General features: G+C 43.2%; 19 protein-coding genes. 14 read left to right on the plus strand and 5 right to left on the minus strand.

The window, feature by feature from the left end; translation table 11 throughout:
* Position 1: 1 nt before the first annotated feature.
* The 5 genes from ACMN7X_RS14195 (at position 2) to ACMN7X_RS14215 (ending at position 4,066) form a co-directional block, all read left to right on the plus strand.
* Positions 2-574, plus strand: coding sequence for a sortase (locus ACMN7X_RS14195; RefSeq protein WP_418748105.1), 573 nt, complete (start codon positions 2-4; stop codon positions 572-574).
* 5 nt (positions 575-579) lie between these two features.
* On the plus strand, positions 580-903 hold the full coding sequence (locus tag ACMN7X_RS14200; protein ID WP_418748106.1) for a helix-turn-helix domain-containing protein: 324 nt from the start codon (positions 580-582) through the stop codon (positions 901-903).
* 69 nt (positions 904-972) lie between these two features.
* Positions 973-2,364 (plus strand): DUF6612 family protein, encoded by a 1,392-nt coding sequence (locus ACMN7X_RS14205; RefSeq protein ID WP_418748107.1) that lies wholly within the window; start codon positions 973-975, stop codon positions 2,362-2,364.
* 9 nt (positions 2,365-2,373) lie between these two features.
* Positions 2,374-3,429: a hypothetical protein gene (locus ACMN7X_RS14210; protein WP_418748108.1), complete on the plus strand. Its 1,056-nt coding sequence runs from the start codon at positions 2,374-2,376 to the stop codon at positions 3,427-3,429.
* Complete coding sequence (locus tag ACMN7X_RS14215; protein WP_418748109.1) at positions 3,422-4,066, plus strand: NADAR family protein; 645 nt, start codon at positions 3,422-3,424, stop codon at positions 4,064-4,066. The genes ACMN7X_RS14210 and ACMN7X_RS14215 overlap by 8 nt, the downstream gene beginning before the upstream one ends.
* A 23-nt stretch (positions 4,067-4,089) precedes the next feature.
* On the opposite strand, the gene ACMN7X_RS14220 is transcribed toward ACMN7X_RS14215, so the two are convergent.
* Both ACMN7X_RS14220 and ACMN7X_RS14225 read right to left on the minus strand, forming a co-directional pair.
* Positions 4,090-4,587: an HD domain-containing protein gene (locus tag ACMN7X_RS14220; protein WP_418748110.1), complete on the minus strand. Its 498-nt coding sequence runs from the start codon at positions 4,585-4,587 to the stop codon at positions 4,090-4,092.
* 41 nt (positions 4,588-4,628) lie between these two features.
* Positions 4,629-6,863: an ATP-binding protein gene (locus ACMN7X_RS14225; RefSeq protein WP_418748111.1), complete on the minus strand. Its 2,235-nt coding sequence runs from the start codon at positions 6,861-6,863 to the stop codon at positions 4,629-4,631.
* Positions 6,864-6,954: 91 nt separating this feature from the next.
* Between ACMN7X_RS14225 and ACMN7X_RS14230 the strand changes: the two genes are divergently transcribed.
* The 6 genes from ACMN7X_RS14230 to ACMN7X_RS14255 all read left to right on the plus strand — a co-directional run bounded on the left by ACMN7X_RS14230 (position 6,955) and on the right by ACMN7X_RS14255 (position 13,321).
* Positions 6,955-7,155, plus strand: a complete 201-nt coding sequence (locus ACMN7X_RS14230) for a hypothetical protein (RefSeq protein WP_418748112.1) — start codon at positions 6,955-6,957, stop codon at positions 7,153-7,155.
* Positions 7,156-7,252: 97 nt separating this feature from the next.
* Positions 7,253-7,807 (plus strand): hypothetical protein, encoded by a 555-nt coding sequence (locus ACMN7X_RS14235; RefSeq protein WP_418748113.1) that lies wholly within the window; start codon positions 7,253-7,255, stop codon positions 7,805-7,807.
* Positions 7,797-8,372: a hypothetical protein gene (locus ACMN7X_RS14240; protein WP_418748114.1), complete on the plus strand. Its 576-nt coding sequence runs from the start codon at positions 7,797-7,799 to the stop codon at positions 8,370-8,372. Before ACMN7X_RS14235 ends, ACMN7X_RS14240 begins: the two co-directional genes overlap by 11 nt.
* Positions 8,373-8,384: 12 nt before the next feature.
* Positions 8,385-8,774, plus strand: coding sequence for a hypothetical protein (locus tag ACMN7X_RS14245; RefSeq protein WP_418748115.1), 390 nt, complete (start codon positions 8,385-8,387; stop codon positions 8,772-8,774).
* Between the two features lie 615 nt (positions 8,775-9,389).
* Positions 9,390-10,559 carry an RNA-binding domain-containing protein gene (locus ACMN7X_RS14250; protein WP_418748116.1) on the plus strand — a complete coding sequence of 390 codons (1,170 nt, stop codon included), beginning with the start codon at positions 9,390-9,392 and terminating at the stop codon, positions 10,557-10,559.
* A 23-nt stretch (positions 10,560-10,582) separates the two neighbouring features.
* Positions 10,583-13,321, plus strand: coding sequence for an NYN domain-containing protein (locus tag ACMN7X_RS14255; protein WP_418748117.1), 2,739 nt, complete (start codon positions 10,583-10,585; stop codon positions 13,319-13,321).
* Between the two features lie 20 nt (positions 13,322-13,341).
* Here the strand turns inward: ACMN7X_RS14255 and ACMN7X_RS14260 are convergent, their stop codons facing one another.
* A complete protein-coding gene (locus ACMN7X_RS14260; protein WP_418748118.1) occupies positions 13,342-13,629 on the minus strand; it encodes a DUF1294 domain-containing protein in 288 nt (95 codons plus the stop codon).
* A gap of 72 nt (positions 13,630-13,701) precedes the next feature.
* Between ACMN7X_RS14260 and ACMN7X_RS14265 the strand changes: the two genes are divergently transcribed.
* The gene (locus ACMN7X_RS14265) at positions 13,702-14,523 is read left to right on the plus strand and encodes a Cof-type HAD-IIB family hydrolase (protein WP_418748119.1); all 822 of its coding nucleotides are present in this window, start codon (positions 13,702-13,704) and stop codon (positions 14,521-14,523) included.
* On the opposite strand, the gene ACMN7X_RS14270 is transcribed toward ACMN7X_RS14265, so the two are convergent.
* Together ACMN7X_RS14270 and ACMN7X_RS14275 are read right to left on the minus strand one after the other, a co-directional pair.
* Entirely contained in the window at positions 14,501-14,818 is a 318-nt protein-coding gene (locus ACMN7X_RS14270; RefSeq protein ID WP_418463671.1) for an AzlD domain-containing protein, read from the minus strand. The two genes, ACMN7X_RS14265 and ACMN7X_RS14270, sit on opposite strands and share 23 nt — an antisense overlap.
* Positions 14,819-14,832: 14 nt before the next feature.
* Positions 14,833-15,576, minus strand: a complete 744-nt coding sequence (locus ACMN7X_RS14275) for an AzlC family ABC transporter permease (protein ID WP_418748120.1) — start codon at positions 15,574-15,576, stop codon at positions 14,833-14,835.
* A gap of 291 nt (positions 15,577-15,867) precedes the next feature.
* On the opposite strand from ACMN7X_RS14275, the gene ACMN7X_RS14280 reads away from it, so the two are divergent.
* Together ACMN7X_RS14280 and ACMN7X_RS14285 are read left to right on the plus strand one after the other, a co-directional pair.
* Positions 15,868-16,122, plus strand: a complete 255-nt coding sequence (locus tag ACMN7X_RS14280; RefSeq protein ID WP_418748121.1) for a hypothetical protein — start codon at positions 15,868-15,870, stop codon at positions 16,120-16,122.
* Positions 16,123-16,208: 86 nt separating this feature from the next.
* Complete coding sequence (locus tag ACMN7X_RS14285) at positions 16,209-18,182, plus strand: MATE family efflux transporter (RefSeq protein ID WP_418748122.1); 1,974 nt, start codon at positions 16,209-16,211, stop codon at positions 18,180-18,182.
* Positions 18,183-18,290: the final 108 nt, after the last annotated feature.

An 18,290-nucleotide genomic window follows, 5' to 3' on the forward strand; every position in this document is an offset into this window, starting at 1 on the left:
TATGAAAAATAAGATAGCACTTATATGCATGGGGATGGGCGCGGCGCTTGTTTTTGCGGCTTTGGTCCTTTTGCTTTGGAATCGAAAAGCGGACAATCAGGCGGGGCGTTATACGGAAAAAGTACTCAGAGGGATTGTATCGAGCATAGAAAATTCAGACTCCGGAGGTATCGATGATTCAGGCATGGCAGCCGTGGTGATGGATGGCAATGAATATGTAGGTTATTTGACGATACCGGCGCTTGAACTGGAATTGCCTGTAATGTCCGGGTGGGATTATGAGCGGCTAAAGCTTTCACCGTGCCGTTATGCGGGAACAGCAAAAACGAATGATCTGGTGATCGCGGCCCACAACTATGCCTCCCATTTTGGAAAAATTCATGAGTTGAATCCAAATGACCTTGTCTATTTTGTGGATGTGGATAATAGGATTTTTCGTTATAAAGTGGTTTTGATCGATACGATTTCGTCTTATGATGTAGAAAAAGTTGTTGAGAGCGATTATGCGTTAATACTGTTCACCTGTACTTACAGCGGAAGAGGACGTGTGGCAGTGTATTGTGAAAGGGATTGAGATACATGATGAGTAATTGTGAAAAAGAATTTCCTGAAAGACTGGAAAAATTGCGGATAAAAAAGGGCGTGTCGGCCCGGAGTATGAGCCTGGCCCTCGGACAGAATGCCGGATATATAAGCAGTATCGAGAAGGGCAGGGCGATGCCGTCCATGGCCATCTTTTTTGCAATATGCGAATATTTGGAAATTGCGCCCCAGGACTTTTTTGAGTATGACATGAGGGAACCGGAAAAACTGAGAAAGGTTTTTGACGAACTGCGTTATCTGGATACCCAGTCGCTGCAGGGCATTTCTATTTTAGTGGAGCGGCTTGCCCAGGAAAAATAAATTAAACGATGGATGTCTCCGGAGTTTCGTTGTATAATCATTATATCAGGGATAAAGGAGAAGAATTCTATGAGAAAAAAACTTTGTTGGGTATTGGCCGGGGCAATGCTGTTATCAGCAGTGATTTTCGGAGGCTGCGGCAGTAAAAAAGAGGAATTGACGGCGGAGAGTATTCTGAAGCAGGTCAATGAGAATATGGACAATGTTCAGTCCGTCAGCGGCGATATGGCGATGAATGTCGATATGAAGATATCGGAAAGCGGTTTGGGCATGAATCTGACGATGGGTATGGACTGCGATCTGGAAATGACAATGGAACCGGAAGTTGTACATATGGCGGGCAAGCTGAATTTGAGCTTGTTGGGACTTTCCATGGATATAGAGTCTTATACGGTGACAGAAGGGGATAAAGAGATTACCTATACAAAAATGAATAATGCCTGGGAAAAATCGGAGGAGGATGCGGAGGAAGATGAAGCCGGTGTCGGCGATCTGTTTGAGGAACTCAGCTCGGAATCGGAGCTCACCTTGCAGAAAGAAACGGAGAAGATCGATGATAAAGAAGTTTATGTGATGACGGCGGAAATTTCCGGAGAAAGCCTGAATTCCTTTATGGGCAGTGTGGAATCCATGGCGGAGGATGCCGGTGAGCTTGATCTTTCGGGCGTAGAAGCTGCCGTGACATTGCGGGTTTATAAGGATGAAATGCTTCCGGCATCCGTCAGCGTGGAAATATCGGATGCGGGCAGTGTGACGGAAAGTGATGGAACGGAAATGGAGATTCACAGTCTGTCTCTGGAGTTGAATTATTCCGAATTTGATACGATAGAAAGCATAGAGATTCCGGAAGAAGCGTTGAACAGTGCATCCGCTGAAAAACAGGATGAAGGTATTCCGGGAGAAGCAGCCGTTCAGAATGATGAGCCTGATGCGGAAAATTTGGTCGGGCTGCAGGGAATTTACGGTAAGGCCCCGGAGTACGAACATATGGGTATCGGTTATTATTTTGACGGGCTGGAAGAAGATACGATTCGCGACGGCTATGTTCCTTATGAGGAGAATTTTGTCCAGCGGGACACAGGAAGTCTGACCGGTGTGAATCACGGCGTCAGCATCCGGCTTAGCATGGCGAGGGCCAACAGTGCAACGGAGGCCCTGGGGAATCTTCTGGAAGATTATACAAGGCGCTTGGAGGACAAGGGCTTATCTGTTTTAGACAGCGATACGCCGTCTACAGATGCGGATGATACGGTTGGATTGATTCCGCTCGTATATCTGAATGAAGAGGGAAGTCAGATTTTTACGGTGTTATATGCGGATATCCGGGACGACGGTTCCGTTTATATGTGCGCGGAAATGGAATTTGATGAAAACGGCTTTGATGATACAACAGAGGCTTTGCTGGCTGAGATCGATGACGCTTATGCTTTGAATCTTTCAAATATTTTTATTGACGAATAGGCCGGTGACATGATGATAAAACAATTTGAAAAATTGGAAGAAAGCATTGCGGATAAAATTAAGGATTACCAAAAAGATTTAAATCATTGGACCTTTGATGATAAACATGTGGACACCTGGGTGAACCAGTTCCCGGAGGATGAAAGACTGGTTGTATTGACGGAAACAAACAGTTTGCTGAAGAACAACTATTTTAAAAAGCAGGCAATCGAAACATTCTTTGACGATATCTGGCAGATTGAAGACATTATGGGGGCAGATCCGGAGAAATACATAAGTCACATTCAATTTCTGAATATTCAGCGAAAGGGAAAAAGCCAGAAACGTCTGCTGCGTTTGATCGAAGAATATTATTTGAGAGAAAAACATACTCAGATTAATAAAATAAATCATGCCGGGGTTAAAAAGTATATTTACCTGGATGACTGCATGTATACCGGTTTTACACTTTTGAAGGACATTAAAAACTGGATCGATACGATGAATCCAAATGAAAATACAGAGCTGGAGATTATTTTCTTAGGCTTGTACAGCGGAAATCATCAGTATATAAAAAAATGTCTGGATGAAAAATGCGCTGAAAAAAATATCAGTGTAATTTTCACCTATGCCCACAGATATAATAATAAGTTTTATAAATATCCTTTGGATATACTGTGGCCCCAGAAGGTTGAGAATGATGAATATGTTGACGCTTATCTCAATGTGATGGAAGAACAGAAGGTAAGACTGAAAAAAGGCGGCCTAGGATTCAGGAAAGAGCCCATATATCGGGGAGAATCCCGGTTGTTTACCGGCACTGAAAACAGGGTCCTTTTTGAAAAAGCATTGTTAAAGCGGGGCGCTTACATATGCTCTCTGCCGGCCAATGGAAATGACCGTATGAAACCGATGGGATATGACACGGGAATATCTTTGGGATTCGGCGCCTTTTTTGTCACAGATTATAATATCTCTAACAATTGTCCTTTAGCTTTTTGGTGGGGAAATTTAAATTATTCATCCGATACCACTCTGGGAAAATGGTATCCTTTATTACCGAGAGAGGCAAACTATAATGGCTGATCATCAATATCTGAAGAAGATATATATTATTAAAGACTGCGCCGTATTCAGGAAAACCCATGAGGCAAACGGCGGTTTATCCAATATGGCGGCCGGTTATCCGGTTTATTTTGGCGGTACGCAGATACGGACATCTGAGGCCCTGTATCAGGCGTGCCGTTTTCCGGATCACTCGGATATTCAGAAGGAAATCATTGATCAGCGAAGTCCGATGACTGCCAAGGATATCAGCAGAAAATATAATTATCTGACAAGAAAAGACTGGGATGACAAAAGAGTGGCGATCATGAATTGGTGCATACATCTTAAACTGCTCTATAACTGGAATAAATTCGGGCGGCTGCTGATGTCGACGGGGGACAGAGAAATTGTCGAATTATCATCAAAGGATGATTTCTGGGGAGCTTATGAAAGAGGCGATATCGCCGAAGGCTGTAATGTATTGGGAATGCTTTTGAAATGTGCCAGAGCCGATTATGCAGCGAACCGGGGGCGGAAAAATGTCACATTGGGCTGCCCGAATGTTGAAAATTTTCGACTTTTCGGCATGCCGATTCAGGAAATAAAAGTCGATACGACCAAAAACTACCATACAGGAGAAAACTTTAATCTGTTTGATGATTTTGGACTTGAGTAAAGCCGGACATAAATGCAGCGCTGCTAGCTTTCTTCCTCCAAATCAAACATAATTCTGCATATGAGTTTTCCGCTTTGGGTTTTGAATATTTTTTTACAGGCAGAGAGGGCCGAGGCTTTGCTGAGACCATCCTCATAAAGATTCACCAAAAAGTCTGCTTCCACTAAAATCTGATAATCCATTCCATCAATTTCTGTGTAAGTGTGATGATGTCCGACTAAGTAACAGACCCGTTCGATGAGCTGATTATCAAATCCGAGTTTTTCGAGCATTTCTTTGGCGACGGCAGGCCCCTCCTGTTCCTGCAATTTTCCGCTGCAGGCGCCGTATTTGGTTTCTGCGGGCTTAATTCCAATATCATGAACATAAGCTGCGGCTTCCAGAATTTGCATTGTTTCCGCATCCACCTGTTCCATATCGCCGATCAGTTTTGCGAAGGAATGTACTTTGGTGAAATGCTGGATACGTTTTGCATCTCCTTTGTAGTAATTTATCATTTCCATAAAAAGTTTATTAAGCATGGAACTTTCCGCCTTTCATTGATATATATATATGATAGTGTTTATTTATTTTTCAAAATTTTTTCCAGTGTCTCATATAATATGGCAACATCTAATGGCTTGGCAATGTGGGCGTTCATACCGTTGGCCAGGGCTTCTTTTTTATCCTCATCGAAAGCGTTTGCCGTCAGGGCAATAATCGGAATCTCGGCCAGATCTTTATTTTCAAGGCTGCGGATTTCCCTGGAAGCCTGATAGCCGTCCATTACCGGCATCTGGATATCCATCAGTATTGCATCGTAATATCCCGCCTCGGAGTTTCGAACCATTTCTACGGAAATCTGTCCGTTTTCGGCCGTTTCAACCAGAAAACCGGCCTCGCGAAGGAGTTCCTCGGCAATTTCCATATTCAGTTCATTATCATCGACCAGAAGCAGCCGTTTTCCGGAAAAATCAATTGTGGAAACCGTTTCATCGGAGGACGGTTCTGCCTGTTCCTGCAATTTAAAAGTGAATTGCAGGATAAATTCAGTTCCCTTATTAAGTTCGCTGGTCACCTGAATCCTGCCGTCCATCAGATCGACGAGGTTTTTCGTGATGGACATGCCGAGACCGGTCCCCTGGGTCTGGCTTATAGTGGAGGTATATTCCCGTTCGAAGGGTTCGAAAATGCGGGATAAGAACTCCGGAGACATACCGATGCCGTTATCTTTCACACGTATTTCATATGCGGCATATTCCCGGATAGCGCAGGAATTCTGAGCCAGCGTAATCTGAATATTGCCATTGGGTTTGCTGAATTTTACGGCGTTGCTCAAAAGGTTGAACAAAATCTGATTGAAATGAAGACTGTCACAGTAAACCCATTCATTTTTTAGGGTTGACGTGTCCGTCTGGAGCGTCAGATGCTTTTTTTCAATTTCTTCCTGAAAAATATCGGGGGCCTTTTCGATACACTCTTTGAGATTGCAGTAATCCTCTGTCAGAGTGATTTTTCCGCTTTCAATTTCGGTCATATTCAGCACATCGTTGATCAATTGCAGCAGAAGTTTGCCGGAGGACTGTATCTTTTCAAGGCAGTCTTTCAGCTTCGCGGAATCGTTTATATTATGGCAGGCGATTTCGGTAAAGCCTAAAATGGCATTCATCGGAGTGCGGATATCATGGGACATATTGAACAGGAAGGAAGTCTTTGCCCGGTTTCCTTCCTCTGCCCGTTTCAGCGCATCCATCAGAAGAAGCTGCTGTTCCTTCATTTGGGCATTGATGGCTGCCAGTTCTTTTGCGCGTTTCTGGGCTACGATCTGCTCCTGACGTTTTTGATACAGGAGATGGTTTTTCCACAAAAGGATCAGAATAAACAATAAACTAATGAACAAGCCGATCATTGCAAAACGATAACGGTATATCATATCCCATATCGTAAACTGATAAGCATTTTCGGACGTTTCCCTGATGATGCTGAAGGAGACCTTTCCCTGATCGAGATTATCGATACCTTTATTTAATATAGAGATGAGAAGCGCAGTGTCATCGGATATAATATTTTGCTTGCCTTCTCCAATAGGTACAAAACATCCGAGACATTGACTGTCGCCGATAGATGCTGTAGCTACGATGCGAAGATTTTCGTAAACAGGTTTGCGAAGAATTCTTTCAATGGTATATTGATTCTGCAGGACAGCATCTGCTTTTCCTGAAAGGAGGGCAGATAACGCCTCCTCTGTAGAGCTGCAGAATAATACCTGAAACTGAGGATACTGTTTTCGGATAACTCTTTCAAGCGTCTGCGAGCCGGAGTTGACGGCGATGGTCATTTCGCCGTCGGGATGAAATTCCGTTCCTTTTTTGCATACGAATACTTTGGCAGCATGTAAATAGCTGTCTGTCAAAACAATGCCAACAGCCTGCTCGTTGGTTTCATTAGATTCCACGCCGGCGACAATATCCACATTAAGCCGCTGCAAGTCTTCATATGTGATACTGCCGGAGGGGAGAGCCTGATAGTGGAAGCTAAGCCCGGTTGTTTCAGATACCATGTCCAGCACATCAATGATGATCCCCTCAGGTTCTCCTGTTTTTTCGTTCTTAAAGAGCATCGGACAGTTGTTGACAGGGCAGCCTATGGTAATTTCTCCGGCCCGATCACGATAAGCCTGCTCTTCCTCGGAGAGCTGCAGAACTGTGCTTTCAGTATCGGTCTGAGCGGCAAATACTTCCGCAGGCAGCATCAGAATACCGCATATAAGCAAAATAAAAAGATTCCGGATAGATTTAAAAAACATTTTCTTATTCATAATATATCACCTTCGAAAACAGAACCAACCTAGTATTACTATATATGAAAAAAATGTATTCTTCAAGTTGAAATTAAGAGGTGTTTTCATAATGAAGGGGTCTGCCGGGTTAAAAGAGTGTTATTTCCCAAATGTGGAACTGAAATCGGGAATAGACATCGTTTTGGAAGCAATCCAACTGGAAAAAGGAAACTGCAAAGAAAAATATGACCCTTTGCACAGAACAGATTTTCCGGCTTTTATAAAAAGCTTAGAGGCGGCGATTCGGCCGCCTCTTTTTGATGAAACCTGAATAGAACAATCACATGCATTTCAACGTCAGATCGGAACGGATCGCGTTTAGATCATACATATATTTATGGTAGTTTGGAGGACATTTTTTACATGCCATGCTGGAAAAAGAATTTTGGATATGGTATGATAGAAATAACATAAATGTTGTGATATGGGATACCCATACGGGATGCACGAATGGGTATAATTTTGGCGAATTGAGTGATACGATGAATAAAGAGCAAATAGTAAAAAAATTTCCTTCGTATTTTGAAAATTTTGAGATGCCGAAGTGGGCAAGAGAACAGGAATTACAAGTATATCGTGCATGTGCAACCGGCAAAGTTGATCGTGAATCATTTTTGAATAGTTTTGAAGAAAATGAATATAAAATTAGTGTAGATGGAGATGTACATGACCCGCAGGAGTATTCGTTATCCACTTATATAAAGTTTAGAGATGTAAAAAGATTTATGACTATGGATAGTCGTTTTGGGGTTCCATTTGTTATAGCGAAAGGGACTACGAAACCGATACATGGAATTTGTTTAGAGACAAAGGAATGGAAAAGAAATTTAGGCATAAAGTATAAAGGCTCTCATGTTGATTGGTGGTTATATACGGATGCGGAACCATATAAAGAATTTGAGGTATTGGAAAATGAAAGTTGAAAATATATTTAGAAGGATTCCGGATTTTAGCAGCATTGTTTTAGATAAAATTCTTTTTGAGAGTAAATATCCGGTAATGTTTACCTGCAAGAATAAGAAAAACGTATATTTGTTTATTTGTTGTCTTATGACGGCCGACAAAGTAGAGTGGATTGGGACAAAGACAACGTATGATAACCTGATTAGACTTCTGGAAAATAAAATTACGATTAGGGATGCATTTTTGAATATTACAGAAGATAAAATAATTATTGATTATAATGGAAAAAATGTGGAGTACAGAATAGAAAAGAGGAGTAATATTCCGGATAATTTATTGCCTACGGCTGATGAATATATGGATGCAGAAGATGATGAGTATGCAGAGGAGATTGCTGCGTTTAGGAAACGAAATACAAATATAGAATATGTGATTAAGCCGAGGGTTAATAAATATTTTGCATTTCAATATAGTGGAAAAAGCGTTTTGATATCAGATGATGCTTTTTCTATAAATTTAGATGCAAAAGATGTAATGCAATATAAAATGGAGAAAATTCATAATAAGAAAGTGGTATTTGCGTAGCGAGGTGAAGATATGAATAACTTTAAGTTGAGAAAGCATAGCGTAAAAGAAGCCTCTTTTATTGAGAACGGAGAAAAAGAAAAGAAGAATAATGTAGAAATCAGCGTAGAAGGCGGTATTTTAATACCAAAAGATTTTGAAAATAGCAAATATCTGACGGTTCAATTGAAATTTTCTGTTGGTAATCCTGAGGAACGGTTATATTTGATATTAGAGACACTTTCTATTTTTGAAATTGAGAGAGATGGAGAAAATATTGAAATCAGTGAAGAAGGTGTTCGGGCAGTGTGTCTTCCGGTTGCTTTAGCAGAACTTAGAAAAACAGTAAAAAAAGTAACAGAGGCTTATGGAATTGCTGTTTTAGATTTACCGCCATTTGAAGAAGAAACTATAGAAAAATAAATATTACGCCCGAGGTTAAATAATTTTAATTTATCGACTTATACCCCTTTCTATGCTATGATAATGCGTATAATCATAGACAACAGAAAGGGGTATTTTGTTATAATATAAATCGGGTAGACGATTTCTAACCAATTTGATTGGAAATGAGTTTCATATCAACTAAAGACAAAGATAAAAATGTTGAAAAACAATTCCTTTTGGCATTTTATCAGATGGACTGCGTTGGTTTTTAAACAGGAATAAAAATTCATTTAAATAAACAAAAAGTGACAGCATAAATTTAAAAGATTGCGTATTATAATAGAAAAGGGATAGTGAACCAAAAGTGGGAAATCGTTTGACATGTATATCCTTGAATGTGTATAATTAAGGCACAAAGAAATGAGCGTGGTCCTGCTTAGTGGACGATTCAAAATAGGTGCTTCCCTACCAAGTGGGAACAGTAAAATTAAATAGAGTATAGAATCATTTACATAGCCGATTGGTTTTAAACGTGAATCAACCGGCTGTTTTTATCGACTTATACCCCTTTCTGTGTTATGATAATGCGTATAATCATAGACAACAGAAAGGGGTATTTATAAGGAAATTATTTTGATGGGAGTTGGCACTATGGAGCTTGAAATAAGCGTAGAAGATTTATTAAACAAAAGAAAGATTGAATCAGATCGCATTGAGTTTAAGGCGGGATGGAATCCTGATGATATCTATCGTAGTGTTTGTGCATTTGCAAATGATTATAATAATGATGGCGGTGGATATATTGTTGTTGGAGTTGAAGAGAAAAATGGGGTAGCAGTTCGACCGGTAAAGGGAATTCCAGAATATATGTTGGATAAAATTGAAAAGGAAATGGTTGGTTACAATAACAAGATTTCTCCTCCATATTTTCCAAAGATAATTACATCAGAGGTGGACAACAAATGGATTCTTGTTATTATGGCGAGAACCGGACAACAGCGTCCTTATAAATCACCAGAATATGTTACTGGTAAAAAAGAAAAAAAGTATCATTATTATATTCGTTATCTGACCAGCTCTGTGAAGGCAAATCCAGAGCAGGAACGAGAGCTGATCAATATGTCAGATCAAACTCCTTTTGATTGCAGAGCAAATCATAAAGCAAGCTTCGATGATATTTCACCTGTTCTTTTAGAAGATCATTTACGCAAGACAGGAAGTAAACTTGCGAAACAGATCAGAGAACGTGGCATAGAGGAAATATTGGAAGATATGCAATTACTGGTGGGACCACCGGAACTTCGATATATCCAAAATGTAGCAATTATGATGTTCTGTGAGCACCCGGAAAAGTTTTTTGGCTACACTTATGTGCAGATGACAGCATTTCCGCAGGGGAGCGTAGAAAATCCAAGTATTAGTGAGGATTTTCCTAATATTACAGGTTCCGTGCCGCAGATGATACAGGCTACGATGGAGCGTTTTCGTAATTTGTTTATTCGTGAAAAGGTAATTAAGATTCCGATTCATCCGTTTTTTCTGGAAGATGATGAAAAAGAAGCTGCTGCTGGAGTAAACTTTGCTCAAACTGAGCGAAGTTTGAGCGAAGTTTTGAGCGAAGTTTTATCAAAGAAAGATTTTGATAAAGTAGAAAAAATCATTAATTTTATTGATCAATACGGAGTAATAACACCGAAGGACGCGATAGAGATATGCGAAAAATCACCAGCAACAGTAAGAAGATATTTGAAGATATTGATAGGGTCAGGATATGTTATATCTGAGGGAAATACCAATAATACCGTGTATAAGAGAAAATAATAAGAATGAAAGAGGTATTTTTGATGGGAGGAACATCAGAAAAATATAAAAACCATATATGTATCGGCATCCTTGCCCATGTGGATGCGGGCAAGACAACGTTGGCCGAAGGGATTCTCTACCACAGCGGCAGCATCCGCAAACTGGGGCGGGTGGACCACGGAGATGCTTTTTTGGATACCTATGCTTTGGAGCGGAGCAGAGGGATCACGATTTTTTCCAAACAGGCGGAGTTGACTGTCGGAGGTTTGGGGATAACTCTGCTGGATACGCCGGGGCATGTGGATTTTTCCGCGGAAATGGAAAGAACGCTGCAGGTGCTGGATTATGCGATTTTGGTCATCAGCGGAGCCGATGGCGTGCAGGGGCATGTTCAGACGCTCTGGCAGCTTTTAAAGCGTTATCGGATCCCTACGTTTTTATTTATAAATAAAATGGATCAGGAAGGAACGGACAGGCAGGTCCTTTTGGATGAACTGCGCGGGCGGCTTTCAGAGTGCTGTGTGGATTTTGGAGACGATACGGCCGGGGCTGCCGGCGGAGAAAAAGGTGCCGGCGGGGCCGAAGCTGCTGACACGGCAGCGGATACTTTTATGGAAAATGTGGCTATGTGTGACGAAGGGTTGCTGGAGGCTTTTTTAGAGCGTGGAGCGATTAAAGAAAAGGAGATTGGCGCGGCCATTGCGGAGAGAAAGATTTTTCCGTGCTATTTTGGTTCAGCCTTAAAGATGCAGGGAATCGAAGCGTTGTTGACCGGTATTGAAAAATACGTGCAGATGCCGGTGTATGAGAAAGATTTTGGCGCGAGAGTTTATAAAATTTCCAGAGATGCCCAGGGAAATCGTTTGACCCATATGAAGATTACCGGCGGCGTGTTAAAAGTGAAAATGCCTTTGGATAATGGGGAAAAGCCGGATCAGATCCGAATTTATTCCGGCGCCGGATATGAGATGGTGAATGAGGCTGGCGCCGGGATGATCTGTGCGGTGACCGGGCTGGAAAAAACAAAGGCGGGCGAAGGCATCGGTATCGAAGGGCGCGGGGCGGCGCCGCTGCTTGAGCCGGTATTGACCTATGCGATTGAGCTGCCGGAGGGAACGAATGTCCATGATATGTTCTTAAAGTTGAAACAGCTTGAAGAAGAGGAACCCCAGCTTCAGATTGTGTGGAACAGTGAATTGGGGGCGATTTATGCCAGGGTGATGGGTGAGATCCAAATAGAAATTTTAAAAAGTCTGATCGCCGAGCGTTTTCAGGTGGATGTCAATTTCGGAACCGGGAATATTGTCTATAAAGAAACGATAGAGACGACGGTTGAGGGCGTGGGACATTATGAACCTTTGCGCCATTATGCGGAAGTTCATTTGATTTTAGAGCCCGGAGAGCCGGGAAGCGGCCTTCAGTTTGAGAGCAGGTGCAGCGAGGATGCCCTGGACAGAAACTGGCAGCGCCTGATCTTGACCCATCTGGCGGAAAAAAGCCATCGAGGTGTTTTGACCGGGGCAGAGATCACGGATATGAGGATTTTACTGGTGGGCGGCCGGGCCCACACCAAGCATACCGAAGGCGGAGATTTCCGGCAGGCGACTTATCGGGCGGTGCGCCATGGCCTGAAACAGGCAAAGTCCGTCCTGCTTGAGCCGATTTATGAATTTTGCCTTGAGATTCCATCGGACAAGGTGGGGCGGGCAATGACAGATATACAGAAAATGCAGGGCGGCTTTTCCGCGCCGAGAGTGGAGGGCGACAGGACAGTGATCATCGGGACGGCCCCGGTGGTGAATATGCGGGAATACGCTTCGGAAGTGATTGGCTATACAAAGGGAATGGGGCGGCTCACCTGCACACCGGGCGGCTATATGCCGTGCCATAATGCGGACGAAGTGGTTGCGGCGGTCGGATACGATTCGGAGGCGGATCTGGAAAATCCAACCGGGTCGGTTTTCTGCGCCCATGGAGCAGGATTCAATGTACCCTGGGATAAGGTGACGGAATATATGCACTTGGAAAGTTTTTTGAAATCTGCACAGGTATCCCGGGAGGAAACGGATCGTTCAGCGGCAGCAGACCGATCAGAAACCGGAGATAATTCCGGCGGCGGAACGATGGGTTCAGGGCTGGCGGAAGATAAAGAGTTGGAGCGGATTTTTGAGCGGACCTACGGGCCGGTGAAACGCAGAGAATGGCAGCGGAGGGAAGTTCAGGAGACGGAGGAGCGCAGACCGGCAAAGAAAGCGGAAGAAAGCTATCTGCTGGTTGACGGCTACAACATTATCTTTTCCTGGGATGAGCTGAGAAGCTTGTCGGAAGTCAATATTACCAGCGCCCGCAATGCGTTGATGGATATTTTGTGCAATTATCAGGGATTTAAAAAAGATACATTGATTCTTGTCTTTGATGCCTACAAAGTGGAGGGAAATCCGGGACAGGTTTTTAAATATCACAATATTTATGTGGTTTATACAAAAGAAGCGGAGACGGCGGACCAGTATATTGAAAAGACCGTGCATCGGATGAACCGTAAGTACGATGTAACGGTGGCTACTTCCGATGCGCTCGAGCAGGTCATCATTCTCGGTCAGGGCGCGCAGCGGATGTCTGCTCAGGGCCTTAAAGAAGAGGTGGAGCAGACATGCCGGGAAATCCGTCAGATTCTTGCGGAGCGGCGGGAAAATGACAGAAATTATCTGTTGAATGCCCTGCCTGAAGATATGGCCGAACTGGTTGAGGATGTCCGGCTCGGAAAGAAAAAATTTAAATGAACATCTGAAAATCATGCCCTTTAAAAAATTTTCAGAATATATTTCATGATCAGGAAGACCGCAGCAATTTGAAGAATAAGAATGAGCGGGATTCCGATAACAAAACGGATATGTTTTGTTTTGTGATGAAAAACATACATACCCGCCAATGCCCCGATGCTGCCGCCGATGAGAGCGAGAAGAAAGAGCGTGGATTCCGCGATACGCCAGCGGTTTTTAACAGCCCGGCGCTTATCAATGCCGAAAATAATAAAAGCGGCCGCGTTGATGATAATAAAATAAATGATTAAAATATTTGTTAAATTCATAAAATACACCTTACTTTCTCAAACTATCATATCAGATGATAAGGAATTTGACCAGAGTTAATGGAGGCTGCGATGAGGAAGAAAATTATTTTTTTAGATATTGACGGCACACTGATGGATTTTACCGGGGAGCTCCCGGAGTCGGCAAGAACGGCGCTTTGCCGGGCGAAGGCGGAAGGACATCAGTTGGTTCTCTGCACGGGGCGTATCAAGGCGCAGATATATCGGGAACTTTTAGAAATGAATTTTGATGGGATTATAGCGTCGGCCGGCGCTCATATCGAGTGTGGGGGCCGGGAAATCTATCGGCATACGGCGGCGCCGGATCAATTGGCACGTCTCGTTGATTATTTTGAGAAAACCCGGACGACCTATATGCTTCAGACAGAGCAGGGGGTTGTGATGACAGAAAGAAGCCGGAAGGCCATGATCCGGCATTTCACCGATATGGGAATGACTGAGGAAGAAATGGAAAAAGTCATGGTGGCGGATATTTTTTTGCGGGAAGATTTGCGCAGTTGTCCGGATGTGGAAAAAATGGCTTATTACGATGCGCCCGTATCGATGGAAAAGATTCAGGAGGTTCTCGGAGAATATTTTAAAGTTGAGGGTGCCAGCTATAAGAGCGGCGAGGGGAGTAACGGTGAGATCACCTGTGCCGGAGAGAATAAGGCCACGGGAATCCGCCGCTATGTATCTTTCGTCGGCGGGGATATGGCGGCAACCGTGGGCATAGGCGATGGGCCGAATGACGGAGAAATGCTTGCCGAAACGGCGATAGCCATCGCCATGGGAAATGCCTCGGATGATTTGAAGGCCGTTGCCGATCATGTGACGGCGGATGTTGATAAAGACGGCCTTTTTAAAGCCTTTAAATGGCTGCAGGTAATATAAGTTCCAGAATAAAGACAGCAATACAGGCGGCGGCGGACACTTTGATGAGGCTGCCGCCTTTCCATGCCACAATAATTGCCGTGATGAATCCGGCCAGAGCGGAGATCAGATTCTGGGTTGCCGACAGGATGGCCGGGAATGTCATGACAGACAGTGTGACATAAGGAACATAGTATAAAAAAGAGCGGATAAATGTATTTTTAATTTCTTTTCGGATAATTGTCAAAGGCAGCAGGCGAATCAGATAGGTCACTCCGGCCATGACAAATATGTATATATAAATGTTATGTGACATTGTTAAAATCCTCCTTAAATTGTATTGCCGGAACTGTTTTCTTCGGTATGATCCAGTGAGTCAGGGCTGACAGGAAAAAGGGCTGCCGCGCCGCCGGCAATGACCAGGGTCAGCAGGATGATCCGAAAACCGGAAGAAATCTGGTTCAATAAAGGAATATAGGAAAACAAAAAACTGGCGCCCATGGATACGAGGACAACACCGGCGATGATCCGGCTTGCTTTGGACGGCGGAATGATGACGGCGATAAACATACCGTACAGGGCAACGCCGAGAGCGCTCAAAATCCGTCCGGGCAGTATACTGCCGGAGAGAACGCCTAAAAAAGTGCCAAAAGCCCAACCGGGTGAGGCGACGGCAATGACGCCGTAACTGTAAAATGGATTCAGTTTTCCTTCTTTGCAGCTGCACACACCGAAAATTTCATCTGTGTTGCCATAGGCGATAAAGAAACGATGAAAAAAAGGCGTACTCTGCTCCAGCTTTTGAGATAAAGCGCAGGACATGAGGCAGTATCTCAGATTAATGACGAGCTGGGTAAAAGCCATTTCAATATAGCTGGCGGAGGCGGTAATAATACCGAGTCCGGCAAACTGTCCTGCCGAAGTTAAATTTGTCAGGGACAAAAGTACGGCCTGAAAAGCGGTCAGCCCTGCATTTTTAGCCATAATACCAAAAGTAAATGAGACGGCCATATATCCGAGGGCAATAGGAATGCCGTCGGTCATTCCCTGCCGAAAGGCGGCTTTACGATTCATAACAATCCTCCCAAATTTAATATATTTTTACTGATTTTTCCTTTTTAACAGCAAAAATTATTGTAACACGAATGGATGCCAATGTAAAATATATTCATTTTTAATACTTGATTTTTTTGAAAAGCCAATGATATAATCTCATGGTAATGAAAATTACCATGAGAGTGTATAGCAGCCTGGGAGATCTGCGGCATCAGATTTCCGTAAACGCTGATGTTTCGCGCCATCATCTCTCTGCATATTGGGCACTGTGACTTTTGCCATAGGTTATGTGCTGATGGAGGTGAAATCATGAAACGTGTAAAATCTGCGTGTATTTTTCAGACCCTTATTTTTCAGCAGAAGGAAGATTTTGGCTATTCGAGAGAGCGGGCCGCTGCATTGAATCATGAGGAATTAGAAAGATATAAAGCATCCCTTGAGAAGACACACACCCGTTATCAGATTACGGAAGAAACTGAACAGCCGGATGGTTCTGTTATTATTCGTGTCAGAAAGCAATATAATGAACGGGCGGATGTCAGTGAATATTTTGAAAAACAGTAATAAGCTTAGAAAGTCGAACAGCGGGAGCGTAGAATTTCAGACTGAATTCTGCGCTCTGTTTTTTTGCGTTTAAACAGGAGGAATCTATGAATCAGAATAATTATTTAGGGACAGAGAAGGTAGGAAAATTGCTTCGGCAATTTGCCGTTCCGTGCATTTTTTCGTTGATCATCTCATGTCTTTACAACATTGTGGACCAGATTTTTGTGGGGAATGGTGTTGGTTATTTAGGCAATGCAGCTACAGGTGTTATTTTCCCCATCACGGTTATCGGATGGGGTGTTTCTCTGCTTTTTGGGGATGGAGCCGCGGCGGCTCTGAGTGTTTCCCTTGGGAGGAATGAAACAAAGCATATTCATCGGAGCGTCGGCAACAGTGTATTGTGCTCATTTCTTTTAGGGATCGTCATTATTGCCATAGGTTATCTTTGGGGAGATAATTTATTACTCTTAATCGGAGCAACAGACGCCAATCTGGGGCTGGCCCATGATTATGGGTTTATCATTTATGCTATGATGCCGCTGGCTTTGGTGCAGAATACGCTGGCGTCCATTATCCGTGCCGACGGCAGTCCAAAATACGCCATGGGCGCCATGCTGGCCGGAGCTGTTGTCAATATCATTGGCGACCCGGTTGCGATTTTTGTATTGAATATGGGAATCAAAGGCGCTGCCTATGCGACAATATTGGGCCAGTTTGTCAGCTTTCTTATATGTGCTGTTTATTTGAGGAAGAGTAAGACCTTCAAAATTTCCCTGAGCAGTTTCCGGGTGGATTTTACACTTTTAAAGCATGTAATTGCTCTGGGGACCTCCAGTTTCCTGACACAATTTTCAATTGTGATCATAACGGTTATTAACAATATTTTATTGGTCAAATATGGCGCTCTTTCTCCGTATGGCGCAGATATTCCACTGGCGGCCTTTGTTGTCATTATGAAGTTATTCCAGATTGTCTTGAACATCGCCATAGGAATTGCCGCAGGCGCACAGCCGATTGTAGGGTATAATTACGGTGCGGAGAAATACGACCGTGTCAAAGAACTGTTAAGGTTGATTATTAAATGGACGATGATTATTTGCCTGATCTGTACGGCCGTGTTTGAAATATTCCCGTTATTCTTTATCCGGATGTTTGGTGCCGACGGCGAATTGTATACTCAGTTTGCTGTTTTATGCCTGAGAATTTATCTTTCACTTATCGTTTTTACCTGTGTGCAGAAAGTATGCGCTATTTTTCTTCAGTCTATCGGTCATGCAAAAAAAGCGGCGCCCCTTTCTGTTCTGCGAGATGTACTGTTAATTGTCTTTTCTTTGATAGCCCCAATGTTTTGGGGAGTGACAGGTATTTTCTGGGCAGCTCCGATCGCGGATATTATTGCGATTGCCATCACGGCGGCGGTTATGGTTAATTTGTGGAAACAGTTAGACAGCCGCGAAAATGAAGTCAGAGATCCGGAAGCAGAGAAGGCAGCCCTTCAGCCTTCACATGCCGGAGTTATTATTACTATTGCCCGTGAACACGGTACGGCCGGAAAATATATTGGCCAGCTGGTTGCAAAAAAACTGAATATTCCATGTTACTATAAAGAAATGACGGCTTTGGCCGCAAAGGAGAGCGGACTTACTAAAGAGTTTATTTCAAATATAAATTCGAATGAAAATGCCGTAATGAAAGAACTTTATTTAAGTACAAATGTGATCCAGCAGGCGGTTACCGCCCAGGATAAAGTGATCAAGATGATCGCAGACGCAGGTTCCTGCGTCCTTATCGGCCGGGCTGCCGATTATGTGCTCCGGGAGCGGGAAAATGTAGTCAGAATCTACATTCATGCGCCGAAGGATTACCGCGTAAAAAAGGTTATGGAAATGTATGGAGACACTATGGAAGAAGGACGTAAGAGTATTGAACGTTCGGATGCCGCGAGAGCAGCCTATTATAAAAACATCTCCGGTTTTAAGTGGGGAGATGTGCATCAATATGATCTGTGTATTGACAGTTCGATCGGTGCGGAAAAAAGTGCGGATCTGATATATGAATATATTCAGAAACGGCAATAACAGCAGAGTTGAAAGTCCCGAAAACAGATTCGGGACTTTTTTCTTTGCATTTTTAAGGGTTATGTATATAATAGAATAAGGTAAAACATTCGACAGAGGGGAGTTTAT

Source organism: Frisingicoccus sp., from assembly GCF_048388605.1.
Lineage (GTDB): Bacteria > Bacillota > Clostridia > Lachnospirales > Lachnospiraceae > Frisingicoccus.